The 26,154-nt window shown below is 62.6% G+C and carries 22 protein-coding genes; 5 read left to right on the plus strand and 17 right to left on the minus strand.

What is annotated here, in order from left to right:
• Nucleotides 1–112 precede the first annotated feature (112 nt).
• The 5 genes from QM780_RS06160 (at nt 113) to QM780_RS06180 (ending at nt 6,927) form a co-directional block, all read left to right on the plus strand.
• Nucleotides 113–1,327, plus strand: coding sequence for a saccharopine dehydrogenase family protein (locus tag QM780_RS06160; protein WP_415069602.1), 1,215 nt, complete (start codon nt 113–115; stop codon nt 1,325–1,327).
• Complete coding sequence (locus QM780_RS06165; RefSeq protein ID WP_415069603.1) at nt 1,327–1,767, plus strand: hypothetical protein; 441 nt, start codon at nt 1,327–1,329, stop codon at nt 1,765–1,767. The genes QM780_RS06160 and QM780_RS06165 overlap by 1 nt, the downstream gene beginning before the upstream one ends.
• Before the next feature lie 26 nt (nt 1,768–1,793).
• Entirely contained in the window at nt 1,794–2,963 is a 1,170-nt protein-coding gene (nspC, locus tag QM780_RS06170) for a carboxynorspermidine decarboxylase (protein ID WP_415069604.1), read from the plus strand.
• 67 nt (nt 2,964–3,030) lie between these two features.
• Entirely contained in the window at nt 3,031–5,685 is a 2,655-nt protein-coding gene (gene pepN / locus QM780_RS06175) for an aminopeptidase N (protein ID WP_415069605.1), read from the plus strand.
• Between the two features lie 216 nt (nt 5,686–5,901).
• Nucleotides 5,902–6,927, plus strand: coding sequence for a sensor histidine kinase (locus tag QM780_RS06180; RefSeq protein ID WP_415069606.1), 1,026 nt, complete (start codon nt 5,902–5,904; stop codon nt 6,925–6,927).
• 35 nt (nt 6,928–6,962) lie between these two features.
• Here the strand turns inward: QM780_RS06180 and QM780_RS06185 are convergent, their stop codons facing one another.
• The 17 genes from QM780_RS06185 to QM780_RS06265 form a co-directional block, all read right to left on the minus strand.
• Entirely contained in the window at nt 6,963–7,478 is a 516-nt protein-coding gene (locus QM780_RS06185) for a periplasmic heavy metal sensor (RefSeq protein WP_415069607.1), read from the minus strand.
• Entirely contained in the window at nt 7,475–7,984 is a 510-nt protein-coding gene (locus QM780_RS06190; RefSeq protein ID WP_415069608.1) for a hypothetical protein, read from the minus strand. Before QM780_RS06190 ends, QM780_RS06185 begins: the two co-directional genes overlap by 4 nt.
• Nucleotides 7,985–8,005: 21 nt before the next feature.
• Nucleotides 8,006–8,638 carry a sigma-70 family RNA polymerase sigma factor gene (locus tag QM780_RS06195; RefSeq protein ID WP_415069609.1) on the minus strand — a complete coding sequence of 211 codons (633 nt, stop codon included), beginning with the start codon at nt 8,636–8,638 and terminating at the stop codon, nt 8,006–8,008.
• A 120-nt stretch (nt 8,639–8,758) separates the two neighbouring features.
• A complete protein-coding gene (locus QM780_RS06200; RefSeq protein ID WP_415069610.1) occupies nt 8,759–11,713 on the minus strand; it encodes a bifunctional [glutamine synthetase] adenylyltransferase/[glutamine synthetase]-adenylyl-L-tyrosine phosphorylase in 2,955 nt (984 codons plus the stop codon).
• Between the two features lie 4 nt (nt 11,714–11,717).
• Nucleotides 11,718–13,163, minus strand: a complete 1,446-nt coding sequence (locus QM780_RS06205; protein WP_415069611.1) for a sensor histidine kinase — start codon at nt 13,161–13,163, stop codon at nt 11,718–11,720.
• A complete protein-coding gene (locus QM780_RS06210) occupies nt 13,147–13,827 on the minus strand; it encodes a response regulator transcription factor (RefSeq protein ID WP_415069612.1) in 681 nt (226 codons plus the stop codon). The genes QM780_RS06205 and QM780_RS06210 overlap by 17 nt, the downstream gene beginning before the upstream one ends.
• Nucleotides 13,828–13,945: 118 nt before the next feature.
• Nucleotides 13,946–15,478 carry a Do family serine endopeptidase gene (locus QM780_RS06215; RefSeq protein WP_415069613.1) on the minus strand — a complete coding sequence of 511 codons (1,533 nt, stop codon included), beginning with the start codon at nt 15,476–15,478 and terminating at the stop codon, nt 13,946–13,948.
• Nucleotides 15,479–15,649: 171 nt separating this feature from the next.
• Complete coding sequence (locus QM780_RS06220) at nt 15,650–16,123, minus strand: cytochrome c-type biogenesis protein (protein ID WP_415069614.1); 474 nt, start codon at nt 16,121–16,123, stop codon at nt 15,650–15,652.
• 5 nt (nt 16,124–16,128) lie between these two features.
• Nucleotides 16,129–18,108, minus strand: coding sequence for a heme lyase CcmF/NrfE family subunit (locus QM780_RS06225; RefSeq protein WP_415069615.1), 1,980 nt, complete (start codon nt 18,106–18,108; stop codon nt 16,129–16,131).
• A 13-nt stretch (nt 18,109–18,121) separates the two neighbouring features.
• Nucleotides 18,122–18,592 (minus strand): cytochrome c maturation protein CcmE, encoded by a 471-nt coding sequence (gene ccmE / locus QM780_RS06230; protein WP_415069616.1) that lies wholly within the window; start codon nt 18,590–18,592, stop codon nt 18,122–18,124.
• A gap of 13 nt (nt 18,593–18,605) precedes the next feature.
• A complete protein-coding gene (gene ccmI, locus QM780_RS06235; protein WP_415069617.1) occupies nt 18,606–19,772 on the minus strand; it encodes a c-type cytochrome biogenesis protein CcmI in 1,167 nt (388 codons plus the stop codon).
• 139 nt (nt 19,773–19,911) lie between these two features.
• Nucleotides 19,912–20,388: an RT0821/Lpp0805 family surface protein gene (locus QM780_RS06240; protein ID WP_415069618.1), complete on the minus strand. Its 477-nt coding sequence runs from the start codon at nt 20,386–20,388 to the stop codon at nt 19,912–19,914.
• 171 nt (nt 20,389–20,559) lie between these two features.
• Nucleotides 20,560–21,939, minus strand: coding sequence for a sensor histidine kinase (locus QM780_RS06245; RefSeq protein ID WP_415069619.1), 1,380 nt, complete (start codon nt 21,937–21,939; stop codon nt 20,560–20,562).
• Nucleotides 21,929–22,600: a response regulator transcription factor gene (locus tag QM780_RS06250; protein WP_415069620.1), complete on the minus strand. Its 672-nt coding sequence runs from the start codon at nt 22,598–22,600 to the stop codon at nt 21,929–21,931. Before QM780_RS06250 ends, QM780_RS06245 begins: the two co-directional genes overlap by 11 nt.
• Before the next feature lie 465 nt (nt 22,601–23,065).
• Nucleotides 23,066–24,379 (minus strand): TIGR02594 family protein, encoded by a 1,314-nt coding sequence (locus QM780_RS06255; protein WP_415069621.1) that lies wholly within the window; start codon nt 24,377–24,379, stop codon nt 23,066–23,068.
• Between the two features lie 131 nt (nt 24,380–24,510).
• Complete coding sequence (locus tag QM780_RS06260; protein ID WP_415069622.1) at nt 24,511–25,485, minus strand: DUF2163 domain-containing protein; 975 nt, start codon at nt 25,483–25,485, stop codon at nt 24,511–24,513.
• Complete coding sequence (locus QM780_RS06265) at nt 25,482–26,120, minus strand: TIGR02217 family protein (RefSeq protein WP_415069623.1); 639 nt, start codon at nt 26,118–26,120, stop codon at nt 25,482–25,484. Before QM780_RS06265 ends, QM780_RS06260 begins: the two co-directional genes overlap by 4 nt.
• Between the last annotated feature and the right edge of the window lie 34 nt (nt 26,121–26,154).

A 26,154-nucleotide genomic window follows, 5' to 3' on the forward strand; every position in this document is an offset into this window, starting at 1 on the left:
GGAACGTATTGAATTAGTTGCCGGTCTGCCCTATTTCCCGCCCCCAGCGCGATTTTTCTCTGCGCGCTTTCTGGAGCCGGCAGGACCGGCCTTTCAACTCTGGGAGCAGCCGTTGGACAACGTACTCATTATCGGGGCAGGCGCTGCGGGCTCGGTCGTCGCCAAGAAGTGCGCGATGAACCGAGATGTGTTCAAGAAGATCCATCTCGCGTCTCGCCGTCTCGAGAGCTGCAAAAAGGTCCAGGCCGAATGCAAGACGCCGATCGAGATCCATCAGCTCGACGCCGATGTCGTCGCCGATACCGTCAAGCTCCTGAAAGAGATCAAGCCCGATCTCGTCATCAACATGGCGCTTCCCTACCAGGATCTGGCGATCATGGATGCCTGCCTTGAAGCCGGCGTCCACTACATGGACACCGCCAACTACGAGCCGCGCGAGGAAGCGAAATTCACCTACAAATACCAGTGGCCGTACCACGAGAAATTCAAGGCCAAAGGACTGATGGCTGTTCTCGGCTGCGGGTTCGATCCGGGCGTTACGAATATCTTCTGCGCCTATGCGCAGGAGAACCTTTACGACGAGATCCACACCATCGACATCATCGACTGCAACGCCGGCAACCACGGCAAAGCTTTCGCGACCAACTTCAATCCCGAGATTAACCTACGGGAAGTGACGCAGCGCGGCAAATACTGGAAGGACGGCGAGTGGATCGAAATCGATCCGCTGTCGATCCATACCATGATCGATTACCCCGAAGTCGGGCCGGTCAAATCCTACCTCATCTATCACGAGGAAGAAGAAAGCCTGGTCGAGAACATCAAGGGTCTGAAGCAGATCCGGTTCTGGATGACGTTCTCGGACAACTACATCAAGCATCTCGAAGTGCTGCAGAACGTCGGCATGACGCGGATCGATCCTGTCGACTACAAGGGCACACCCGTCGTTCCGATGGAGTTCCTGAAATCGGTACTGCCCGCCCCCTCCTCGCTTGCCGAGAACTACACCGGCAAGACGTCGATCGGCGTGGTGCTCAAGGGCGAGAAGAAGGGCAAGAAGAAGCGCTACATCATCTGGAACGTTTGCGACCACGCCGAAACCAACAAGGAAGTCGGCGCTCAGGCGGTGTCCTATACCACCGGCGTGCCGGCCGTCACCGGCGCGATCATGATGTTCAAGGGCATCTGGAAGGGCCAGGGCGTGTTCAACGTCGAGCAGCTGCCGCCCGAGCCGTTTCTGGAGGAACTCGCCGAGCAAGGTCTTCCATGGCACGCCAAGGAGATCGAGAAATCCGACCAGAAGAAACTGTTCGCGGTCGAGACCTGATGAGCGAAGCCGAGATTCTCTCAATCCGCAACGAACTGACGGGGCTTGTCATCTCTGTCGTTTCGGTGAGCTTCGGGATGATCTCGGCTTACATCGCCGGGCTGTGGCTTTTCCTCAGGGAAGCGCCGATCTCGCTGCGCCTGCTCGCGTTCTTCCTGTTGTCTTGCGGTCTGGCTTTCATGGGCGCGCTGACGGCTGGGCTCAACGCCCTCCTGCTCGGAACCGAGACGGCGTGGGCGAAGCTTTCAAACCCCGCAAGCGAAATTCCGGGTTTCGGCAACGTCCGGCCGGATTGGCTGCATGGACTGAGCCTTTATGATGCATCGGCGCTCCTTGGCGGATTGGCATTTGCGGCCATATACGTGTCGCTTGGCTATTTGACCTTCGTTTACAAATGGCCCGGCGCGACGGCGGGCGAGGTTCGCGTGTCGCGCGACTAGCTTTCAACATCAGCCGGTGACCGGAATTGTCCGACCTTTCCAAACTCAATTTGCAGTCCTTCGATTGGGCGCAGTCGATCGCCACGCCGTCCTATGTGCTCGACACGGCGGCGCTAAAGCGCAATCTGGCGCGGGCGGCGGAGGTCAAACGCGAAGCGGGCTGCAAGATCCTGCTCGCGACCAAATCGTTTGCGCTTCCGGCGGCCTTCCCGCTGATGCGCGAGGTGCTCGACGGCACAACGGCCAGCGGTGAATACGAGGCCCGGCTCGGACACGATGAGTTCGGCAAGGAAGTCCATGTCTATTCGCCGGCTTACGCGCCGGGCGAGGTCGAGCGGCTGACGAAGCTTGCCCAGCACATCTATTTTAATTCGCCTGAGCAGCTCACCGAGCATTTGCCGGTCATCCGGAAGCACCCCGGCGTCAAAATCGGGATCCGCATCAATCCGGGCTATTCGAACGCCACGCTCGGCGGCGCGCTTTACGATCCGTGCGCGCCCTTTTCACGCTTCGGTGCGACGCGCGACATGCTGGACCGCGTGCCGTGGGACGAGGTCGAGATCCTGCACACGCATGCCTTGTGCGAATCGGGAGACGAGGGCTCTGTCGGCCTCATCGAACACGTGGGGCGGGAGTTCGGCGACTATGTGCGGCGGGTGAAGACCGTCAATTTCGGCGGCGGTCATTTCATCAACAAGCCGGGCTACGACATCGCGAAGCTGATCGCGGCCATCAAGGCATTCAGAACGGAGTTCAATGTCGACGTCGTGCTGGAGCCGGGCGCGGGTCTGGTGGTCGACACAGGCTATCTTGTCGGTTCGGTTCTTGGCCTGCATCACAACGATAAGAATATCGCCATTCTCGATGCGTCCGCTTCGACGCATATGCCGGATGTTCTAGAGGTGCCGTACACGCCCAAGGTCGTCGGCGCAGGCGAACCCGGCGAAAAGCCGCACGGCTATATCCTTGGCGGCAAGACGTGCATGACCGGCGACATCATCGGTGAATACTCATTTGACCAGCCGTTGAAAGTTGGTGATCGGATCATTTTTACCGATATGATGCAATATTCGTTCGTAAAGAATAACACGTTCAACGGCGTCCCTCTGCCTGACCTCGCAATCCTCAACGAGGATGGAACCATCAGGGTCCTTCGGTCATTTGGCTACGATGATTTCCGGCATCGTCTCGGCTAAAACCTCTGCCCGCCGGGACGCTTGGAACTTTCTTTGAAAGCGCCTATGACGTTCGTTGTGGGGTGCCATGAAAGCAGACAATCCAAAGCCCGTTCTTCTTGCCGACTACAGGCCTCCTGAATTTCTGATCGACAGCGTCCATCTCGACATCGCGCTCGCGCCGGTTAAGACGCGCGTCACATCGAAGCTTCACATCCGGCGCAATCCGGATTCGGAGGCGGCCGGCAAGGTCCCGCTGAAGCTCGACGGCGAGCTTCTTAAGCTCGAAAGCGTCACACTCGACGGGAAGAAGCTCAAGCCTTCCTCCTATCGGGTCACCGAAACGGGGCTGACGATTTCGTCGCCGCCGAAAGAGCCGTTTACGCTCGAAATCGTAACGACGATCAATCCCAAGGCCAACACGGCGCTCCAGGGGATTTATCTCTCGCGTGGGGTTTACTGCTCGCAATGCGAGGCGCAGGGCTTCAGGCGCATCACGTATTTCCTCGACCGGCCCGACGTGCTGGCGAAATACACCGTGCGGCTCGAAGCCGATGTCGCAACCGCGCCGGTGCTGCTTGCCAACGGCAACCCCGTCGAGCGAGGCACGCTTTCCGGCGGAGACCGGCACTATGCGGTCTGGGAAGACCCGCATCCCAAGCCCTCCTATCTGTTCGCCGTGGTCGGCGGAGACCTTTCGTCGATCGCCTCGACATTCACCACGCAATCCGGCCGCGAGGTCGATCTGCGCATCTATGTCGAGCATGGCAAGGAGGCTCGCGCGCACTGGGCGATGGAGTCGCTGAAACGCTCCATGCGGTGGGACGAGACCCGCTTCGGGCGTGAATACGATCTCGACGTGTTCAACATCGTGGCCGTGTCCGACTTCAACATGGGCGCGATGGAGAACAAGGGGCTCAACATCTTCAACGATCGCCTGATTCTCGCGTCGCCCGAAACGGCCACCGACGCAAACTATGAATCGATCGAAAGCGTTGTCGCGCACGAGTACTTCCACAACTGGACGGGCAATCGCATCACCTGTCGCGACTGGTTCCAGCTATGCCTGAAAGAAGGCCTGACGGTTTTCCGGGATCAGGAATTCTCTGCCGATCAACGCAGCGCGACCGTGCAGCGGATCGGCGACGTCCGCCAGCTCAAAGCGTTGCAGTTTCCCGAGGACCAGGGGCCGCTCGCGCATCCGGTCCGGCCGGAGAGTTATGTCGAGATCAACAATTTCTATACGCCGACCGTCTACGAAAAGGGCGCCGAAGTCGTTCGCATGATCGAGACGATCCTGGGGCCTGAGAAATTCCGCGCCGGCATGGATCTCTATTTCGACCGCCACGATGGCCAAGCGGTCACGATCGAGGATTTCGTCGCCTGTTTCGAGGACGCGAGCGGACAGGACTTATCGCAGTTCCATCGCTGGTATTCGCAGGCAGGCACGCCGGAGCTGGTCTGCAATCTGACTTACGACAAGCGCAAGAAGTCGGCGGAACTCACGGTCCATCAGGTTTTGAAGCCATCGCCCGGGAAGGCGAAGAAGCAACCCTACTTCATTCCGATCAGCATGGCGCTGCTCGGTGAGAACGGCAAAGAAATGGATCTGGAGGTCGAAGGCGGCGTCCAAATTCGCGACGGCGTGGTCGCGGTGACGGATCGCACGACGACTTTCAAATTCAAAGGCGTCTCGTCGCGGCCGGTGCCGTCGATGCTGAGGGGCTTTTCGGCTCCGGTCATGATCAACATGCCGCTTTCCGATCAGGATCTGGCGTTCCTGATGCATCACGACAGCGACCTCTTCAATCGCTGGCAGGCGAGCAACGCCTATGCGACGCGAAGCATCCTGGCGCTGCTCGATGCGAAAAGGCCGAAGACGGTGGTAGCCTCCAAGGCCGTCAAGCTCGCCGACGCCCTTCGTTATGCCTTGCGCAATTCCGATCTCGACGACGCGTATAAGGCCGAGCTTCTGAAGCTGCCGTCTGTCGCCGACGTCGCGCGGGAAAAAGCGACCAAGGTCGATCACGCGGCGATCTTCAACGAGCACCGGGCCTTTAACCGTACGATCGGCGAGAAGCTGGCCGAGGATCTGGAAGCCATCTACGCCGCCTCGCGTGACAACAAGTTTTCACCCGACGCGAAGAATGCCGGCCGCAGGGCGCTGCGCAACGCGGCGCTGAGCCTACTCACCACCCGCGGGACCAAAGACGACATGGACCGGCTCGAAGCGCATTACTTCAATGCCTCGAACATGACGGACGCGTGCCATGCCATGTTCCTGATCGCGGGCGTCGATGCCGCCGGCCGCGACGGCGTCCTCAATGATTTCTTCGAACGCTGGAAGGACGACCACCTCGTCATCGACATGTGGTTTGCGGCGCAGGCGCAATCGCCACGAGCCGAAACGCTCGACGAGGTGAAGGAGCTTTGCCGGCATCCGTTGTTCAAGATCACGACTCCGAACAAAGTGCGTGCACTGATCGGAACGTTCGCGGCGAGCAACCCGCTGCAGTTCAATCGCACCGACGGCGCAGGCTACGAGTTCCTCGCCGACAAGGTGCTCGAGATCGATCCGCTCAATCCGCAAGTCGCGGCGCGCATGCTCGGGGCATTTCGCAGCTACCGGGCTCTCGAACCCAAGCGCAAGACGCTGGCGAAGGCGGCGCTGAAACGGGTCGCCGGGGCCACGAAGCTGTCTCGCGACTGCCTGGAGATGGTCACCCGGATGCTCGACGACTAGGCGCATTCGGAGCATTTTCGCCACAGATCGCGAACGTTCTGCTCAAGCTGTCCAAAGAGCGACAAATTTGATTCTCCGGCGATTTTTTCTCCCTCGACAGGTGAGTCGCAAATCGGCCAAGCTCAGATCATGCTCGGAGACATGATCGTCTTCGGCCTTGTGGGGCGGGGCACTTAGATCAAAATTCAGCAGGGGAATTTGAGGATGGCTCGGACCGTGTCCGTTCCTCAACGGGGAAGCATTGCCGTCGTCGGCGGCATCGGAACTCGTCACCAAGGCCAGCTTCTGGAGCTGGCAGGCAGCCGTCATCTCGGCCATCGCGGCTTGTTTTTGCTTCTCGGTGCAATGCTGACCGGGACGGGCGTTCTGATCCCTCACCTCGACTCCCAGCTTATCTCGACGTTATTCTTCGTGACTGGCGCCGGGCTGGCGATGCTCGTCGTCGTCCTCCCCTGGCAACCGGCAGAACAAGTCCGCGAAACGGACGAGCGCGGGCGAGCCGATATCCGGCCGGCGTTCAACGCCGAAACAGGCCGCCAGGTCCGCTTTCCCGAGCTGCTCGCCACACCGGCGCGCTCTGGCCTCGATCGCGCGGCCTGGGCGAAGCTCACGGCCCACATGAGCCATGAGTTGCGCACGCCTCTCAACGCGGTTCTGGGCTTTTCCGAGCTGATGTCGAATGAGGTCTTCGGCCCTCTCGAGTCGAGCTATAGCGCCTATGCCCGCGACATCCATGCCAGCGGCCGCATTCTTCTGAAGTCCGCCGAGGATGCGCTGGCGATCACCGCGCTGTTGACGGCGCCGGAACGCAAACGCGGCCGCGAAACCTGCTGCCTCCGCACCATCATTGACGACGCGTGCGCCTTCGCAGCTCCTGATCTTGCCGCCAATGCGGTGGCGGTTGCGGTCGACATCAAGGGCGACACCCTAATCGCGGCCGATTATCAGGCGACCCGGCAAATGCTCATCAACCTCATCGTCGAAGCCACCCGGCGCGCCGCCAACGGGGCCATGCTTCGGATCGAAACGCAGACCGGCTCGGAAGCCGTGTCCCTCTCGCTCGCTCTTCTCTCCGACAGCAAGCGCTGCCCGCGGGAAGAAGGCTTCGGCATCATCCTCGCTCGTACGTTCTGCGAGCTTTCGGGGACGGAACTCACGAGCCGGGTGAATGCTGCCGGCGAATGGACTTCGACCGTCGGCCTCCCGCGTGCGGTTCAGGCCGACCTTTTCGCAGCGGCCTGAATATCACCGGCAATAATCACTGGCGGGAAATCAGCTTAATTGGGCTTGCTGTCGCCGTCGCCGGGTTCGGGCTGCGGCTTTAGCAGCCTCGAGTGGCGTTGCTCGCGCCATGCCTGCAACAGCTTGCGTTCTTCCGGCGTCAGGTCCTGGGCAGTCTCGGCGACGCTCTTATAGATGGCGCTCTTGAAAGCATCCTCGGATGAGCGGAGCTGCATCAGCGCGGCGAGAAACTTATCCTTGTCGAAGGGTTCAGCGGTCAGCAGCTGATTGGCGTCGATCCAGGACTTTCGCATGTCGTCGCGCAAATTCTTCATCGACAGGCGGGCGGCGAGGATCTTCTGCTTTATGACGTCGCGACGCTCGGGCGACAGCTTATCGACGAAGCCGAGGAAACCATTGTCCCTCGGTTTCGGCGCTTCATGATCGTGATGCCAAATCGCCGCCGCCGCGAGGCCGATGAACAGAAGGTTCAGCGCGAGCGAAGCGATAAAGCCCGGATAGAGATATCGCGGACGTTGCGTCGGCAGCGAATGGTTGATTTCGGCCGTCACAGCAGGTCCTCATCAAGAAAACTATCGCCGTCATCCGTCAGCGCAACCTGCCTGCCGACGGACGATTTCGAGCTGTTGCCGTCGAGCAAAGCATCGGCCGTCGTATTGAACATGTTGAGCTGGCCGGCAAACACGCCAAGCACAAGCGATGCGGCGAGCGCGGTGGCCGCCACGCCGTGATGGCGGCGAATGCTGGACCATACGGAGCCGCTTTTCTTTGCCTGTCCGGCGCCGGTCGCAACAAGACGCGGCTGACGTTCAGCCGCCGCAGCGATGCGGTCGCTCAACTTGTCGAGGCGGGCAACGTCGTACTGCGGAGCGGTGTCCAGCAGCCGATCGAAGGCCTCGGCATCTTTCAGCATCTTCTGGGCGTCTGGATTGCCGGCGATCAGGCCGGACAATGCGAGACGCAGCGGCGCCGGCCATCGCGTGCGGTCCGCTCCGTATGTATCGAGCGCCGCCTCCAGTTTATCGAGCCCCACGGGGCTTAAACCATTGCGTGACATTGCCTTGCCGTCTCCTGCACTTCAGGGATCGCTATCATTGCGCAGCGATTCCCATTCCGATTTCAATTCCGCCTTCAATTGCCTGCGAGCGCGGCTCAGCAGCGACTCGATGGCTTCGTCCGACACGCCCATTACCTGACCGATCTCGATCTGGCTCATGCCCTCGAAATGGAAGAGCGTGAGCGCCAGCCGCTGCCGATCCGGCAGTTTCTGCATCGCCGCTTCGACCCGGCGCTGCGTATCCCTGCTCTCGAGGCCCGTCAGCTGCTTTGCCGGCTCGGGCACCTCGGGTAATTCCTCGACGACCGTCACGCGGCCCTGGCCCCGGACCCGGTCGAGGCACAAATTCGAAACCACGCGGCGCAACCAGGGCCTGATGCCGGCCGGGCCGATCTCGAGCGTTCCACTCGAACGCCAGAGCCGCAAGAATGCTTCCTGCGCCACGTCTTCCGCCTCCGCGTCGTCCCTGAGCATCCGGCGCGCCACGGCAACGATGCTGCCGAGGTGGCGTGCCATCAGCACGCGGAACGCGTTGCCATCGCCGCTTCCGACGGCGGCAACGAGCTTGGCCTCGTCGGCTCGACTCTCGGCTGCCGGCCGCGGTACGGCCGGAGTGCCATCGGTCCTGATCGCCGCCACTAAACCCCTCGACATTCTAGCCGCAGCCTCGCGTTCCAACGCCCCGGACGCCGCCGCCTAGTGGCGAGCTTTCCGTGTCGGTTGTCGCAAGAACGTTGCAGCCTGCCACAATCCGTCGCCGAAGCGGAGAAACTCCTAGGCGACCAAACGGTTAAAGGCCTCGAAAACGTCGGCAAGTGCCTTTTTCAGTTTCATTTCCAGGTCTTGGAACGTGTCCACTCCTCCCGACCGGGCGAGAAGGGATTTAAGGCCCTTAGGAGCCGTGGCCGGGTTGAAGGGGCCCTCGATCGTTAACCGCAGAACCTGGGTCAGATCGTGCAGCAATTGTCCGGCTTCCGCCAGCTGCCGATAGTCGTTGCTGTCCACCAGCCCCTGGGAGGCGGCGGCCGCCAGCGAAACCAGGGTCGTCTGGCTTAAAATCTCTGGATGATCGGCGCCGTGAACGAGTTGCAGGAATTGAACGATGAATTCCAGATCGACGAGGCCGCCGCGAACCTGTTTCAGGTCCCAGATATCGGCGGCGGCCTTTTCCCTCTCAATGCGGCGGCGCATGTCGTGAACGTCGGCAGCGATCCGGGAGCGGTCGCGCCTTGCCGTCAGAATTCTGTGAATTTCGGCATCGACGAGGCCTGAAAGTCCGCGCGAACCGGCAATGACGCGGGCGCGTGTCAGAGCCATATGCTCCCACGTCCAGGCCTCTTGCGCCTGATAGTCGATGAAGCTCGACAGGCGCGTGGCGACCGGGCCTTTCTGGCCGGACGGGCGCAGGCGCATATCCACATCGTAAAGGGCTCCTTCCGCCGTGCGCGCCGATATGGCGGTGATCAGTCGCTGCGTCAGGCGCGTGTAGTAGTGGGGCGGCGACAAGGACTTGGGCCCGTCCGACTGCACGGCCGCGGGCTCGAAATCGTAAATCAGGATGAGATCAACGTCGGAAGACGCCGTCATTTCGCGGCCGCCGAGCTTGCCCATCGCCAGAACGGTCGCTGCTCCCCCCGGCACGCGGCCGTGGTCGTCTTCGATCTCGCGGGTGACTTCCGCGAAGAGGGCCGAAATCAGAGACTGGGCGATCGTGGCGTAGGCGTAACCTGCTTCCTCCGCCGATATGCTACCTGCGAGGATTCGGACGCCGACGAGAAAAGCCTGCTCGCTGCCGATCCTGCGCGCGGTGTCGAGGATCTCTTGCATCGGCTCGCCGACGCTCGTGGCGCGGACAGTGGCGAAGGCTTTGCGGACGACATCGTCGATCGCGGCGCCGTTGAGTTCGCCGCCCATCACCTGCGGGTCGAGGACAGCATCCAGCAGGCGGCGGCGGCGGGACAGGATGTGTGCCAGCCGCGGTGCCGATCCCATGATGTCGGCGATCAGGCGGATCAGCGCCGGCTGCGCCTTGAGCAATGAAAAGAGCTGCACGCCAGAGGGAAGTTCGGCAAGGAAACGATCGAAGCTGGCGATGGCGGCGTCGGGATCGACGGTGTCGGCGAGCGCTTCGATCAAGAGCGGCTGGACTTCGGTCAGCCGTTCGCGGGCGCGCGGCGAGCGCACGACCGGCGTGCGGCCATGATGCCAGCCGCGGACGATCGCCAGGACCTGCGGGGGCTGCGAGTAGCCGAGGCGTTTCAATTCCGCGAGCGTGCGCGGATCGTCCTTGGCGCCGGCGAATACGAGGTTTGCGCCCGACGGCGTCAGTTGCGGAGCGTCGGCGAAAAGGCCGTCGTAGTGCTTTTCGACGGTCTCGAGCACCGGCGTCAGGCTGGCTGCCAATTCCGCGACATCAGCATAGCCGGCAAAGCGCGCAAGGGCTTCGAGGGCTTTGGGATCGGATGGCATCTCGTGCGTCTGCTCGTCGGCGACCATCTGCAGGCGATGCTCGAGACGGCGGAGATAGCGATAGGCGTGGTCGAGTTCGGCGCGGACGTCGGCCCTCACCCAACCGCGATGTTCGAGCGCCGATAAAGCGTCGAGCGTGGCGGGGACGCGAAGGTCGGGTTGGCGGCCGCCCGCGATGAGCTGCTGGGTCTGAGCAAAGAATTCGATCTCGCGAATGCCGCCGCGTCCGAGTTTCAGGTTCTGTCCGGCGACGGCGATGGGGCCGATCTCCTTGTGGGCGTGGATCTGCCGCTTCATTGCGTGGATGTCGGCGATAGCCGCGAAATCGAGATACTTGCGCCAGACAAACGGCGACAGCTCGGAGAGGAATTCGGCACCGGCTTCAAGATCGCCGCCGATGGGGCGGCCCTTGATCATCGCAGCGCGCTCCCAGTTCTGCCCGACCGTCTCGTAATAGCCGTGGGCGGCCACCGTCGCGAGCGCGATCTGGGTTGCGCCCGCGTCGGGGCGGAGGCGAAGATCGGTGCGGAAGACGTAACCATCCGGTGTGCGTTCATCGAACAGAAGCACGAGATCGCGCGTCAGACGCACAAAGAACGATTGCACGTCGCCGTCGCCGACGATGCGGGTCTTGTCGCGATCGAAGAAGACGATCAGATCGACATCGCTCGAATAATTGAGCTCGAACGCGCCGAGCTTGCCCATGCCAAGCACGAAATAGCCTGAGCCAAGCTCGGGCGCTTCGGGGTCGAGCGGATTCCACTGGCCGCGGGCCGAGGCCATGCGGAACAGAAAGCGGACGGCCGTGGCGACGGCGGCATCGGCGCATTCGGACAGCGTGCGGGTGACGATCATCACCGGCCAGACGCCGCCGAGATCGGCAAGCGCGGTGAGCAGCGCGACCGCCGACTTGTAGATGCGAAGCGCGCGCTTGGCGGCCGCCATATCGGTTGCCATCGCCATGGCTACCGTCAATTCATCGGTCAGCGCGGAAAACAGTTCCGCGGGCGGCTCGGCGAGAATGCGGAGAAGGCGCGCGAGGTCGCGCTTCGCCAAGGTCGTGAGATAGGGCGATCCCTCAAAGACGCCGGTCAGCAGGTTTTCGACGCGCTGATCATCAAGAAGCGTGGCCAAGCGAGGTGCGCCGCCTGAAGCTTCGGCTTTCAGCGCAGCGAAATGTTCAGCGCCGCGTCCACCCGGCAGAGCGCGCGGCCATTCGGTGATGCGTTCGGTGAAGCTTCGGGCGAGAGACTGGTCCATACTCTCATTGTGCCGCAAGCTCGGGCGCGGCGTCACCCTCCCGATCGGGCACCGCAACGAGACAGCGCTCGGACAGCAGAAGGACAACTTTCAGGCCCGGCTGGTTATCCTCGAGCCGGATCTCGCCGTGGTGCAGACGAGCTACGGCGGCGACGAGGCTCAGGCCGAGACCCGTGCCGGGCTTGGTGCGGCTTGCTTCCAGGCGGACGAAGCGTTTGAGCACGCGCTCGCGGTCGGCCGCTCCGATGCCCGGGCCGTGATCGCCGACCGAAATCGCGGGACGGCCGTCGAGACGAAAGGCGCGGACCGTAATGGCGCTGCCCGGCTCGCCGCCGCGTGAATACTTGATGGCATTGTCGATCAGATTGGCGAGCGCCTGACCGATCAGTTGCCGGTTGCCGCGAACGAAGACGTTCTGCTCGACGTCGATCGCAAGCGCGAAGCCTGATTCCTCGGCGGCAGGCAGATAAAGCTCGCTGACGTCGGCAACGAAGCGGCCGAGATCGAACGTCTCGGTGCTTTCCTCCAGCGGTCCGGCTTCCAGACGCGCGATGAGGAGAAGGGCGTTGAACGTCTTGATCAGATCGTCAGCCTTTTCGATCGTGCGTTCCAAGCCCTCGCGATAGGCATCCTCGCCGCGAGGATCGCGAAGCGCCGCCTCGGCCGAGTTGCGCAGACGGTTGAGCGGCGTTTTGAGGTCATGAGCGATGTTGTCGGAGACTTCGCGCAGGCCGTTCATCAGCCCTTCGATGCGCTCCAGCATTTCGTTGAGATTGTTGGCGAGCCCATCGAGTTCGCCGCCCCGGCCTGTCGTCGGAATCCGGCGCGAAAGATCGCCTTCCATGATCTGGCGGCTGGCGGCCGTGATCTGGTCCATGCGGTTGACGATCAAGCGGCTGACCGCAAGGCCGCCGAGAAGACCGATGATCGACAGGGCGCCGAAGCCCAACAGAAACACGAAGCGGATCGAGTTGGCGAAGGCGCGTTGATCCTCGACGTCGCGGCCGATGATGAGACGGAGACCGGGACCAAGCTCGACGGGAATGGCGACCGCGAGGTGGGAGATCTCTTCGTTGTCGGTCGGCTGATAGCGGAAGACGCCGCCGCCCTGCTCTTCGTCGAGTTCGGGCGGAATGCGATTGAGATTGCCCGCGAGCTTGGTGCCGGCATCGTCGGCGAGATAATAAAGCCCGCTGCCGTTGGGACGCGACAGGGCGGTAACCGTCTCGACCAGCTTCATCTGGCCGCCGACTTTCAACTCGGATGACAGGATGCGGGATTCGGCCGTCAGCGTCGCGATGACCTGATCGGTGAAAAGCTTGTTGGTCTGCCAGAACAGGAAGCCGACAACGATTGCCGCGGCGAACAGAAAGAACGCCACGGCCAATGCGCTCAACCCGAACGCCGTCGTCGATGCCGCTTTCGCGACGCGATCAAGCAGGGCCGTCACGAATGGTGTATCCTGCGCCGCGGACCGTGTGCAGGAGCGGCTTGTCGAAGTTCTTGTCGATCTTCGCCCTGAGACGCGAGACGTGCACGTCGATCACGTTGGTTTGCGGATCGAAGTGATAGTCCCAGACATGCTCGAGCAGCATCGTGCGCGTCACGACCTGTCCGGCGTGCTGCATCAGATATTCGAGCAGACGGTATTCGCGCGGCTGCAGCAGGATGTGTTCGCCGCTCCGCGTTACCCGGTGGGACAGCCGGTCGAGCACCAGATCGCCGACGGAATAACGGGTCTGCTGCTCTTCCGGCGCCGTGCGGCGGCCCAGCACCTCGACGCGAGCGAGAAGCTCGGAATAGGCGTAGGGCTTGGTCAAATAATCGTCGCTGCCGGCGCGAAGACCTTTCACCCGGTCATCGACCTCGCCCAGTGCTGACAGAATAAGGACCGGTGTCCGGTTACCCTCCGCCCGCAGCGATTTGATGACCGAAAGACCATCGAGCCGCGGCAGCATCCGGTCGACGATCAATACGTCGTAAATGCCGTCCATCGCCATCGCCAGGCCGGCCTCGCCGTCGTGGGCGAGATCGGCAGTGTGGCCGTTCTCTTTCAGGGATTTCTGCAGGAAAAGCGCGGTTTCTTTATCGTCTTCAATCACGAGCACGCGCATGATGTGGGTCCGACCTTCGTCCTCTCTCCGCTCACTGTTTAGCTGGATGTCCCCAAAACGTCGAGGCAGCCCCGCCGTTTGAGTAACGGAGCTGCCCGAGTTTGCCATGGCGTTTACCTCAGCCCTTCTTGGTCAGCTGGACGGCGACGAAGCGCTTCTGATCAGCTGACTTGATGTGCAGGAGAACGGCGGTGCGCTTCAGGTCCTGGGCCTTCTTGATGCCCGAGATAACGTCGTTCGGGGACGCGACGACCTGGCCCGACACCTCAAGAATGACGTCGCCGGGCTTCAGGCCCTTCTCGGCGGCATCCGATGTCGGGTCGACCTCGGCGATGGCAACGCCTTCGGCATCCTTGCCGGTACGGGCGGGCATCAGCGTGATGCCGAGCTGGCTCAGGTCGACGGACTTGGCGTCCTCATCATCCTTGCCGCTGTTGTTGTCCTCGTCGTTGTTGTCGCCGCTCATCGCGGCTTCGGCGTTCTTCGGGAAGAGGCCGAGCTTCACCTTGAGCGACTGCTCGGAGTTGTTGCGCCAGACCTTGACGTCGACATCCGAGTTCGGTGCGAGTTCGGCGATCTTGCGAGCAAGGTCGCGGCTGTCGGCGATCTTATCGCCGTTGACCTGCAGGATCGCATCCTGGGTCTTGATGCCGGACTTTGCCGCCGGGCCGTTCGGCGTCACTTCGCTGACGAGCGCGCCGTGGGGATCGTTCAGCCCGATGCTGGCGGCGGTGTCCTCGTCGACGTTCTGGATCTTGACGCCGAGCCAGCCGCGACTGACCGAACCGTCGGCCTTGAGCTGCTTGACGACTTCGGCGACCGTCTTTGACGGAACGGCGAAGGCGATGCCGACGTTGCCGCCCGATGGCGAGAAGATCGCGGTGTTGACGCCGATGACGTCGCCGTCGAGGTTCACTGTCGGACCGCCGGAGTTGCCACGGTTCACGGCGGCGTCGATCTGGAGATAGTCATAGGGGCCTGAGCCGATATCGCGGGCGAGGGCCGAGACGATGCCGGCGGTGACGGTGCCGCCAAGACCGAACGGGTTTCCGACGGCCAACGCCCAGTCGCCGACGCGCGGTGCCTTTTCGGAGAGCTTGACGGTCGGGAAGGTCTTGTTGCTCTCGATCTTGATCAGCGCCACGTCGGTGCGCGGATCGGTGCCGACGAGCTTGGCGTCGTACTTCGTCTCGTCGTTGTCGAACTGCACCTGGATCTTGGTTGCGCCGTCGATGACGTGGTTGTTGGTCACGACGTAGCCGTCGGGCGTGATGACAAAGCCCGAGCCCTGGCCCTGGACGATCTTCGGCTTCTCTTCCTGGCCGAACTCTTTCGGCAGGTTCTTGAAGAAATCATGCAGCGGGTGATCGGGAGGCAGATCGGGCAGCGTGAAGTTCTTGCCGCCCTTCTTATCCTTGTCGTTCGAGGCGAGCTTCGAGGCGCCGCCATCGTTGATGACGGACACGGACACGACGGCCGGCTTCACCTTGTCGACGATGTCGGCGAAGGACAGCGGCGCGCGGCCGAACGGGGTTTGAATCGTCTGAGCACCGGACTCGGCGCGTACCGGATGCGACGGCACCACAAGCCCAAATCCAACGGCGGCTACGGCCGCCAGCGCGATCGAGGCGGGTGCGATCTTTGAAGGCAATTTTGAAGAAGAAGTCGTCGACAAGCGGTGCGGAAATCGCATCCCAGGGTCTCCAGCTGAAAGGCAGGCTTCGCGAGCCTTACTACGACGCCTAGCGGAGACGGGGTTACGGCAGCATGTCAGGGACGTTAACTGTTGGTAATCTAGTGCCCCGACGAGAGCTTCGTAGGATCAGGTATCCTTGGCATTAAGGATATCGTCGAGCTTGGCTTTTTCCTGCGCGGTCAATGGGGCGCCTGCCCCCTGTTCGACCGGTCTCGTAGCGCGGAAGGCGAGCGCCAATCCACCTATCAGCACCAGCACCGGCGTCAGCCACAAGAGCAGGGTCGAGGTTTCGAACCTCGGCTTCAGCAGGACGAATTCGCCGTAGCGGGCGACGATATAGTCGAGCACCTGCTGATTGCTGTCGTGCGCCACCAGGCGTTCGCGCACGAGGCGGCGGAGATCGGCCGCGAGCGGGGCATCGCTGTCGTCGATCGACTGGTTCTGGCAGACGAGGCAGCGCAGCTCGGCCGAGATCGTGCGGGCGCGCTTTTCGAGCGCCGGGTCGCTCAGCATTTCGCCGGGTTCGACGGCGAGCGCTAACGGCGCCGTCGCCAACGCCGCCCAGATCGCCAATGTCATTGCCGCCAGCAAGCGCCGCAAGATCGTCACTCCGCAGGAACGGGGGTGGCGTGGCGCGGCCGGGCCGGAGCACCGATCCGCAGTCGCCGGTCGGAGAGCGAGATGCCGCCGCCGAAGAACATGAACAGCGCGCCGAGCCAGATGAAACGCACGAGCGGATTGAAGTAGGCGCGCACAGCATAGCCGCCGTTCGGCTGGGCGTCGCCAATGACGACATAGAGATCGCCGCCCCAGGAGGCATGGATACCGGCTTCGGTGGTCGGCTGCGGCGGCGCGTCGTAGAGACGTTTCTCGGGCTGGAGTCGCGTCACGACCTCGCCGTTGCGGGTGACGCTGAAGTCGGCGATGTCCTCGGTGTAGTTCGGGCCGCGGCCGCGCTCGACGCCTGTGAACGTAATCTGATAGCCGCCGACCGCGAGCGCCTCGCCCGGCTTCATGACCAGTATGTGCTCTTCGCGATAGGCGCTCGTCGCGACGATGCCGATCATCAGCATGCCGACGCCGAAATGCGCAAACAGCGTGCCGTAGGCCGAGCGCGGCAGGTTCGAGGCGCGGCGGACGACTTCCTCGCGTCCGGCAGAACCGAGCTTGACGCGATTGGCCCATTCGACGATGGCGCCCATCATCACATAGACGCCAAGCGCGATGCCGAAGGGCGCAAGCCAGGGCCCGCGATGCTCGACAGCGAACACGGCGACAAGCGCAACCAGTGCCGCGAGGACTGCAAACGCGAGGCGCTGCATCGCGCCGACGAGATCACCGCGCTTCCAGGCGAGCAGCGGTCCGACCGGCATCGCAATCAGAAGCGGGATCATCAGCGGTCCGAACGTCATATTGAAGAACGGCGGCCCGACGGAAATCTTCTCGCCGGTCAGACCTTCAAGCGCCATCGGATAAAGAGTACCGACGAGCACGGTCGCGGTCGCCGTCACCAGCAGCAGGTTGTTCAGAACGAGCGAGCCTTCGCGGCTGATCGGCTGAAACAGACCGCCTGCCTGCATATCCTTGGCGCGCAGCGCGAAGAGCGCGAGGCCGCCGCCGGTAAAGATCACCAGGATGGCGAGAATGAAAATGCCGCGCGCGGGATCGACGGCGAAGGAGTGCACCGACGTCAGCACGCCGGAGCGGACGATGAAGGTTCCCATCAGCGACAGCGAAAACGTCAGGATCGCGAGCAGCACGGTCCAAATCTTCAGGGCCTCGCGTTTTTCCATCACCAGCGCGGAATGGAGAAGCGCCGTGCCTGCGAGCCACGGCATGAAGGAGGCATTCTCGACCGGGTCCCAAAACCACCAGCCGCCCCAGCCGAGTTCGTAGTAAGCCCACCACGAGCCCATCGATATGCCGATGGTGAGAAACATCCAGGCGGCGAGCGTCCAGGGACGCACCCAGCGCGCCCAGGCGGCGTCGATGCGGCCTTCGATCAGCGCCGCGATCGCGAACGAGAAGGCGATCGAGAAGCCGACATAGCCGGTGTAGAGGAACGGCGGGTGGAACGCGAGCGCGGGGTCCTGCAGGATCGGGTTCAGGCCGCGTCCATCGGAAGGAGCCGGATCAAGACGGAGAAACGGGTTCGACGTCAGCAGCGAGAAGAGCAGGAAAGCGACGGCGATCGATGCCTGCACGGCAAGGACGCGGGCCTTGAGCGTCGATGGCAGATTGTTGCCGAAGAGCGCGACGGCAGCACCGAAGAGCGCCAGGATCAGCACCCAGAGCAGCATCGAGCCTTCGTGGTTCCCCCAGACGCCGGCCATTTTGTAGATGAGCGGCTTGGTCGAATGCGAATTCTCGGCGACGTTCAGAACCGAAAAGTCCGACGTCACGTAAGCGTGCATCAGGGCGAAGAACGCCAGCGCGATGAGCAGCAGTTGCGAAATGGCCGCGGGTTCCGCGACGCGCATCATGCGTTCGTCCTTCATGGCGGCGCCGAACAGGGGCACGACCATTTGCACCACCGCGACGAGCAGCGCGAGTATCAGAGCGAAGTGTCCGAGTTCGACGATCACGGTTTCGATCTTTCTAAGGCATCTCGGCTTTCAACTGACCCGGATGCGCGCTGGCTCCGAGCTTCACGCCTTTGGCTTCCAACGCCTTGGCGACGTCACGGGGCATGTAAGTCTCATCGTGCTTGGCAAGAACGGTGTCGGCCTTGAAGGTGCCGTCGCCTTCCAGCACGCCTTCGGTGACGACGCCCTGGCCTTCCTTGAAAAGGTCCGGGAGGACGCCGGTATATGTGACGGGAATGTCCTTCAGCGTATCCGTGACCTTGAACGTGATGGTCGTCCCCTGGCCGCGAACGACGGAGCCCTGCTCGACGAGGCCGCCCAAGCGAATGCGGCGGCCGGGCCCGACGCCCTTCTCGACGATGTCGCTCGGCGTATGGAAGAAGACGATGCTGTCCTTCAAGGCGAAGAGGACGAGGATCAGCGCGAGCGCCAGCGTTGCGACACCTCCCCCGATCAATACTCCGCGCTTCTGCTTACGTGTCATCGGAGACCCTGCATCAACTTCCGAGACCAAGCTGGTGCGCAAGATCTTCAACTTGCGCAAGCCCCTGCTGGTTGCCCTTGAGATTGGCACGGGCGTCGCTCAAAGCCTTGACGGCGTCGTCGCGGCGGCCAAGCACCTCATAGGCGCGAATGAGCTTCACCCAGCCCGCAGCATCGCTGCCGTCGGCCTTCAGGCGCGCAGCGAGACCATCGACCATCCGTGTGATGAAAGCTTGGCGCTCCTCGGGCTTCATCGACATGATCGCGGATGCGTCAGGTCCCGAAGGCGCAGCCGGAGCCGCGGCAGGAGCATCATTCGATGCGACCGGCTGATCCTTGTTGATCGCGGCGGCAGCGGCGGGATCGAGTTTGGCGAGGCGCTCCAGAAGAACCGGGCGCCATGGCGCATCGGCCGGCGCTTTGGCGATCAGGTCTTTGTAATCGGCGGCGGCATCCCCCATGCGGCCATCCTGCTCTTTCGAGAGCGCCAGCCAGATGCGCGGCTCGATCGCCTGCGGGGAGATGACGATAATACGTTCGAGCGCCTTGCGGGCATCATCGGGGATGACGCCGTTTTCCATGCGGATGCGCGAATTGGCAAAGCCCTGCAAACGACGGACGTCCTCGCCGACCAGCCGCAAGGCATTCTGGTACGCGGTCGCCGCGTCGGCGTAGCGGCCCATGGCATAATAGACTGGCGCGATGACGTCCCAGCCGGTGCCGTCGTCGGGACGCTGACGAAGCCGTTCCTCGACTTTGGCGACGAGATCGTTCGGCTTGCTGGCGTCGTTGACTTCAGCAAGACGTTCGGCGAGCGGCTGTGCGGGCATGCCCGGAGCGCCATAGGCGAGATAGAGGCCGAGGCTCACGACCGGCACGGCAATGGACATTACGAGAGAAACGGGAAGCACGAAGCGGCCGGTGTCGCGCGAACGCGAATCGGGGCTTTCTTGCGCCACGCGCAAAAGGCGGCGGGCAATCTCGGTGCGTGCGCTTTCGGCCTCGCCGGCGGCAAGCGTACCGCGCGCTTCGTCGGCGGCGATCTCTTTGAGCTGATCCTTGTAGACCGCGATATCGGCGTCGGCAGTGGCGGCTGCCTCGGCGGGCGCGCGCATCAGCGGCCGTATGATGGCAAGCGTCACGCCTGCCACGAGTGCGGCCACTAAAATCCAGAAAACCATCGCCAAGCGATCCTCAATCTTTGTGGAGGGAATAGGATCGCGCGCCCGTCCAGGCAAGCAGACAAAGCCAAAGACAGCCCTTCTGTCGCGGTGGAGGGGTTAAATTATAGAAATGTTTCCCGTCTCTTGCTGCGGTGCGTCAGCCGACGCTCTGCCACGTTCCATCTGAGCCGCGGCAGGCCGTCCCGCGCATCTGCTTCGGCTTACCGTCGATGTAGACCGTGTGCGTATAATCCCGGCAGTCCGCCACGCCGCGCTTGTAGGGCCGGCTCGGTACGACCTCTCCATAATTACCGGTATCGGGATCGTGCCACTGCCGCGACGTCCCGGACTGGCCGCGCTCGAGAGCGTCATATTCGGCTTCTTGAGCGTAGCGGCGGTCGCGTTCGTCCATGCTGGCGCCGATCTGGCTGCCGACGATACCGCCGATGACGGCGCCGGCAACGGTCGTGGCGACCTTGCCGTCACCCTTGCCAACGGAGTTACCGAGTAGGCCGCCTGTGATGCTGCCGATCACAAGGCCGGTGTTCGTATTGTCAACACCGCCGTTCCCGTTGCTGCATCCCGCCAGCATGGCGATCGCCAGCAGCGGTAGCGAAAAGCGCACGATGCGCATGCTCATCCCCCGTAATCGGTTTCTTCCAGCGCCGCTTTTGCCCCACCGGCGCATAGTCCCATTTATTGGCTAGACCGATATTGTGCCTTCGACAAGGCGGAAATCCACCACAGTTCGGGCAAATCCCCACCGCAGTTTTGGTGCTGCACCGCGGCACCACCGGCATCGAATTCAAGCGGCCGGAAGATCGAGAATGGCCTTCAGCCCGCCGTGGTTGGAGGCGTCGAGGCGAAGTTTTCCGCGGTAGGATGAGGCTAAATCGCTGACAATCGAAAGCCCTAGGCCCGAGCCCGGCTTTGTCTCATCGAGGCGCAAACCGCGTTTGCCGATCTTGGCGCGCTGCTCGGGCGAAAGGCCGGGGCCGTCATCTTCGACGGTGATTCGCAGTTTCCGGCGCATGGTCGTATCGGCGCCATCGACCGCGGCCACCAGATAGACGTGGCTCTTGCCCCACTTGCAGGCGTTGTCGAGCAGGTTGCCCAGCATCTCTTCGAGGTCTTGCTTCTCGCCCTGGAACTTGGCGCCGGGCTGGACGGCGAAGTCGATGGCTATGCCTTTATCCTGATGGATGCGTTCGAGAGCGCGGACGAGTGGTTCGGCGGTGGGCTCGACGGGAGTGACACGACCGATGGTGTTTGATCGGGCCGCGATGCGGGCGCGGTCGAGGTAATGGCTGATCTGGTCGCGCATCAGGTTTGCCTGCTCGGCGACTTTCTCGCCGAACGCACCCTCGCTCTCATGCGCTTCGTTGGTGATGACGGCGAGCGGCGTTTTGAGCGCGTGCGCCAGGTTGCCGACCTGGGTGCGGGCGCGGTCGATGATGTCCTGATTGGATTCGATCAGCGCGTTGAGCTCAGCTTGCAGCGGCTCGATCTCGGCGGGGAAATTGCCCTCAAGGCGCTCGGCCTGACCGGAGCGAATGCTGGCGAGGCTTCTCTCGACCCGCCGCAGCGGCAAGAGCCCGAAACGCACCTGAAATACGGTCGCCGCCAAAAGGCCCAGGCCCACGAGCGACAGCGCGCTCGTCAGGCGGGCGCGGAATTTGGCGACCGTCGCTTCGAACCAGTCCATCGGACCGGCGACGATGATCGAATATTTGGTCTTGTCCGGATCGTGGCCGGGACTGTCGATGAATTCGAGAATGCGGATGGTGGAGCCTGTGGGGCCCGGGACGTTCATCCAGCGCGTGCCGGTATCGTCGGTCGGAAACTTGCGATCGTAGGGAGAGGGCAACACGGCGTTGGCAAGCGAGGGGGAAACGAGCGTCCGCCCCGGTGCGCCGTCGATGGGGCGGATCTGCCAATACCAGCCCGACTGCGTAACCTCGAACAAAGGTTCATAGAGGTTCGGCGGAATGACGGGCTCGTCGCCCATCGTGCTCATGCTGTCGATGGTGATCTGCGTCAGCAGTTTCTTGAGCTGAGCGTCGAAGGAGAGCTGCACGTCTTCGCGATACAGCGCGTAAATGATGTAGCCCGCCAGCGGCAGGGCCAGAAGAGTCCAAGCTGCCGAAGTCGCAAAGAGGCGCAGTGCAAGTGAATTAAGCCTCATCCGGTCCTTGGCTCATGCGGTATCCAAGACCGCGGACCGTTTGGATAACGTCGCCTGGGATCTTCTTCCGCAGTCGGCCGATAAATACTTCGATCGTGTTCGAATCGCGATCAAAATCCTGATCGTAGAGATGCTCCACCAATTCGGTGCGCGAGACGACCCGGCCATTATGGTGCATCAGATAGGCGAGCAGGCGGAATTCGTGCGACGTCAACTTTACCGGGTGACCCTCGCAGGTGACACGGGCGGACTTGGTGTCGAGGCGGATCGGACCGCATTCGATCTCGGATTTGGCGTGGCCGCTGGCGCGGCGGACCTGGGCGCGGACGCGGGCCAGAAGCTCTTCCATGTGAAAGGGTTTCGCCAGGTAATCGTCGGCGCCGGCGTCCATGCCGGCAACCTTGTCGCTCCAGCGATCGCGCGCGGTGAGTATAATGACCGGCATCTTGCGGTCGCTTCGCCGCCATTGCTCAAGCACCGAGATGCCGTCGATTTTCGGCAGGCCGATATCGAGAATGACGATATCGTAAGGCTCCGTATCACCTAGGAAATAGCCTTCCTCGCCGTCTGCTGCCGTATCGACGGCGAAGCCGGCGTCCGACAGCGCAGAGGAAAGCTGGCGGTTCAGGTCTTTGTCGTCTTCGACTACGAGCGCGCGCACGGGTTGATCCCTCCCCTCGGGTGTGACGGTGCGAGTTATAAGAAACGCTGTCCGGCATTTCCACTCGCCGCGGCGGGCCGGCTAGCGACCCTCGGCCTTCATAACGGTCGTTTTGAGCTGTCCCGTCGGACTTCGGATCACGAGTTCGATAAAAATATCCGTCGTCGGATCGGCAAAGCGTGGTTTTGACCAGCACTCCGATGCCGTCAGCGGCAAGCGACTTGGAAACCTCCTCGACTGTTATCAGATTTTCCCGCCTGACGATCTGACCGGCCATCCCCCAGTCGGTCAGGCAGTCGAGAGCATGGACGGGCGCGCCTGGCAGAATGACCGCCACAGCCGCGACCGCCGCCGCTTTGCCAAAATCGACCATGCGCCTCTTCCGGGAACACCAGACCCATAAGAATAGCCGGTTGAATGGCCGATGAATACGGAGCCTTGTGCTTTGGCCCAGGGGTGTTGCCGTTAACTTTTACGCAAGCTGAGGACCGAGGAGGCCGTAAACCGGCCGTAGATGGCCAGTGCGCTGCCGATCAGGCCGCCGATGGCTTGGGCAGCCGTAATCGCCTGATCGCCGAACGTCTGGATGACGTCGGCGGGAAGGGACACGCCGATCGCCGGGGCCAGAGCCGGCAGGACCGTCGAGGCGGCGGTGATCAGGATTCCCCACATGGTCTTGGATTGCGCCCACCATTTTGCGCTGTCGTCGGTCGTTGTCGTCGTCGTTTGATTGCTCATCGTGTTTTCTCCTTTGGCGTTTTGTGCGGGCTCCAGCAGTCCGCGGGTGATGCCGTCGGCGGTGGCCCAGGAATTTCCGAGGGCCAAAGTGGCGTCGACGCGTTTCAGCCAACCGCGACCGAACCGCCAGAAATGCGGAAGGGCGCGATAGCGGGCGCGGCGGATGTCGGCGTAGCTTTCGATCAGGTCCGAGACGTTGCGCGTGCCGATGGCGCTGAGCGTTTCGGGACCGATCTCGCCATCGACCGTCGCGCCGGACGCCTGCTGCAGCATGCGGATGGCGGCGCCGACGCCGTGGTTGACGGCAGCGTCGAAATGCATGAGCGCCAGCGGGGCGGTGAAGGCCGGGCAATCGGCGGGATCGAAGTAGCGGCGACGATAAATAGTGGCGACGGTTGCGTCGGGGATCGATTTCAATTCCGAGATCAGACGGTCGCGCGAGCTTGCGTCCAGCGTCTGGCCCTTGAAATCAGCATAGACCTGAAGCGTGATGCCGCGATTGGTCGGTCCGCCCGGATCGTAGGGATCATCCGTATACCCGCCCTCCATTTCGAGGACGTGGGCGAGCGTTTTCGCGAAGATGCCGTCGTCGCCGACTGGCGCGGCCGTCTCGCTTTCGTCTTTCGGCCAGCGCAGGCCCAAAAGCCGCGTCTTGTCGAAAGCGGCGACGGCGACGGCGTCGCCCTGGTTGCCGCCGAGAAGAAAGAGCTTAGCGCCCGCCTCGCCGAGGACGAAGCCGACGTGGCCGGTCGTCGGGTCATCGCCGCGCGCCAGAACTGCAATCGCGCCGAGGCGCGTGTCGTCGAGTGCGTCACCCCAATCGAGATAGGATCGCGCAAGCAGCGAGCCGGTGCCTGACACTCCGGCGCGTTTCAGCATCGCGCCCGCGAACGCGGCGCACCAGGGCGTCGCCTCGGTTTCGACCGTTTCGTCGCCCGCGTCGCGGAAATAGCGCAGGATCTCGGGCGCATTGGCGTCGCCGGGAATTTCGCGCACGCCGAGTTCGGCCCACGCAGCTTGAAGCCACGCTGGTTGGTCCATTTCTGATCCTCGTTGTTCGACTGATCTTTTCCGTCATGCCGACGAAGGTCGGCACCCAGGCGAGGTTTCACGCGAAGAATGCGGATCGTTGGCTGGATCCCGGTCTTCACCGGGATGACGGGTAATGCAGGCTAGACGACTGCGGCGCGAGGGGTGCTGCGGCCGAAGAGGACGTTGGTCTGATAGACCTTGACCGACACGCTCGATTGTACGCTTCCAAAATCCGCGATCTGGTCGGCACTGGAATAGACCACACTTGGCGTCGTGGTCGTCAGCGTGCGCTTCACCGTGGTGCCGTCGAGAATATCGACCTCGTAGCTTTCGCTTTCCTCGCCGAGCGGCACTTCGGGAAGCTCCCAGTTGTCGCCGCCCGAGCGCGTGCGCCGGATCCATGTCAATGTGAGATCGCCCGACGCGCGCGAGCCTTTGACGTGAACCGGCGACAGCGGCCTCAGCCCCAACCCCTGATACGCGAACGGCGTGGTGATGTACGACGCGTCGCCGATATCGCGATTGCCGGGGCCATAGCGCCAGTTGAGCGTCAGCCTGCGTTCGCTTTCGTCGAGAGGCACACGCGTCACCGCGCCGTCGAGCAGAACGAATTGCGCGCCGGTCGCAAGCGTGGCCATCGCGCCTTCAGTGCCGAACTGGCCTCGAAGCAGGCCGCTCAGCCTCCCCGTCGGCTGCTGCAGATAGTGCGCGAGGCCGCGCAGTTCGGCCGTGAATGACGAACCGGTGCGGCGGACCTCGCCGATGCTGCCCGCGCGCATCAGGACGCGCTGGCTCGGGTCGGCCCAGTTGACGCGGTAGATTTCTATGCGGGCGTCGTCATAGCGGCCGGCGGCGAGGTCGTCGTCGGTCAGCGTTGCGGACGAGAGCGCGCCGGTCACTTCGAGATTATCGACCGAAAGACCGAGGCCGTCGGAAATGTCGCTGGCGGTGAACCCGCTGGCGGCTTCATAGGTGGTGCTGTCAAACGTCAGTGCGTTGTCATGATCGGTGAAGCCGAGCACCGTGCCGTCGCGGCGGGCGATGCGCCAGCACCAGCAGAGCGTTGTTGCGCCGGATGCCAGATGCGCTGCAAATTCGGGTGACAGCGATTTCACAGGCGAACCTCGACGATCGGAATGTTCGGAATGGCGCCCGAAGTGAAACCCGACAGATTGATCTCGAGCTTGTCGGTGTCGAAGCGTACCGGAACGTCGAATTCGAAACCTGCAGTGACGCTTTCGCCGATTGCGGGAATGCGGCCGGAAAGAAACGTGACGATGCCGGTGGACGCATCGACGACGAAATCAGTGCCCAGCGTTTTCTCGTCGCCCGCGACAGCAATCCTGACGGTGGCGGCGACGGGCTTCTTGATCTCGCGAGTCCACGGCGCGAAAGCGCTGCCATAAACTTTGACGAGCTGGAATGCCGCGAGCGCGCCGGTGCCCGTTCCGATGTTCTGGTCGAGCGGCGCCGGCGTCGCATTCGGCGGGCACGATTTCCAATCCATCGGATCGCGCCAGCGGAAGCCGTGCAACTGGCCGCGCCGTTCCTCGAAGAAGGCGATGATCTGATGGAGGTCGTCGAGCGATTTCACGCCATAGCCGGCGTTGTAGCTGCGGCGGCTATCGGCCCAGCGGCTGTTGCGTTCTTCGAAGCCGGAGCCGAGCACGACGACGTCGGTGCGCCGTTCGGGGCCGCCCTGCGCATTGCGCGAAATGGCGGTCGGAAAGCGGACGTCGTGGAAGGACATGATGGTAGCCCGGCCGATTATCCAAATTTTCGTC

Origin of the sequence: Hyphomicrobium sp., assembly GCF_047600905.1 — a bacterium.
Lineage (GTDB): Bacteria > Pseudomonadota > Alphaproteobacteria > Rhizobiales > Hyphomicrobiaceae > Hyphomicrobium_B.

Coding starts and splice junctions, on each gene's coding strand:
- QM780_RS06165 (WP_415069603.1), top strand. CDS start 1,327: ATGAGCGAAGCCGAGATTCTCTCAATCCGCAACGAACTGACGGGGCTT.
- pepN (WP_415069605.1), top strand. CDS start 3,031: ATGAAAGCAGACAATCCAAAGCCCGTTCTTCTTGCCGACTACAGGCCT.
- QM780_RS06190 (WP_415069608.1), bottom strand. CDS start 7,984: ATGTCACGCAATGGTTTAAGCCCCGTGGGGCTCGATAAACTGGAGGCG.
- QM780_RS06195 (WP_415069609.1), bottom strand. CDS start 8,638: ATGTCGAGGGGTTTAGTGGCGGCGATCAGGACCGATGGCACTCCGGCC.
- QM780_RS06200 (WP_415069610.1), bottom strand. CDS start 11,713: ATGGACCAGTCTCTCGCCCGAAGCTTCACCGAACGCATCACCGAATGG.
- QM780_RS06210 (WP_415069612.1), bottom strand. CDS start 13,827: ATGCGCGTGCTCGTGATTGAAGACGATAAAGAAACCGCGCTTTTCCTG.
- ccmE (WP_415069616.1), bottom strand. CDS start 18,592: ATGACACGTAAGCAGAAGCGCGGAGTATTGATCGGGGGAGGTGTCGCA.
- ccmI (WP_415069617.1), bottom strand. CDS start 19,772: ATGGTTTTCTGGATTTTAGTGGCCGCACTCGTGGCAGGCGTGACGCTT.
- QM780_RS06240 (WP_415069618.1), bottom strand. CDS start 20,388: ATGCGCATCGTGCGCTTTTCGCTACCGCTGCTGGCGATCGCCATGCTG.
- QM780_RS06245 (WP_415069619.1), bottom strand. CDS start 21,939: ATGAGGCTTAATTCACTTGCACTGCGCCTCTTTGCGACTTCGGCAGCT.
- QM780_RS06255 (WP_415069621.1), bottom strand. CDS start 24,379: ATGGACCAACCAGCGTGGCTTCAAGCTGCGTGGGCCGAACTCGGCGTG.
- QM780_RS06265 (WP_415069623.1), bottom strand. CDS start 26,120: ATGTCCTTCCACGACGTCCGCTTTCCGACCGCCATTTCGCGCAATGCG.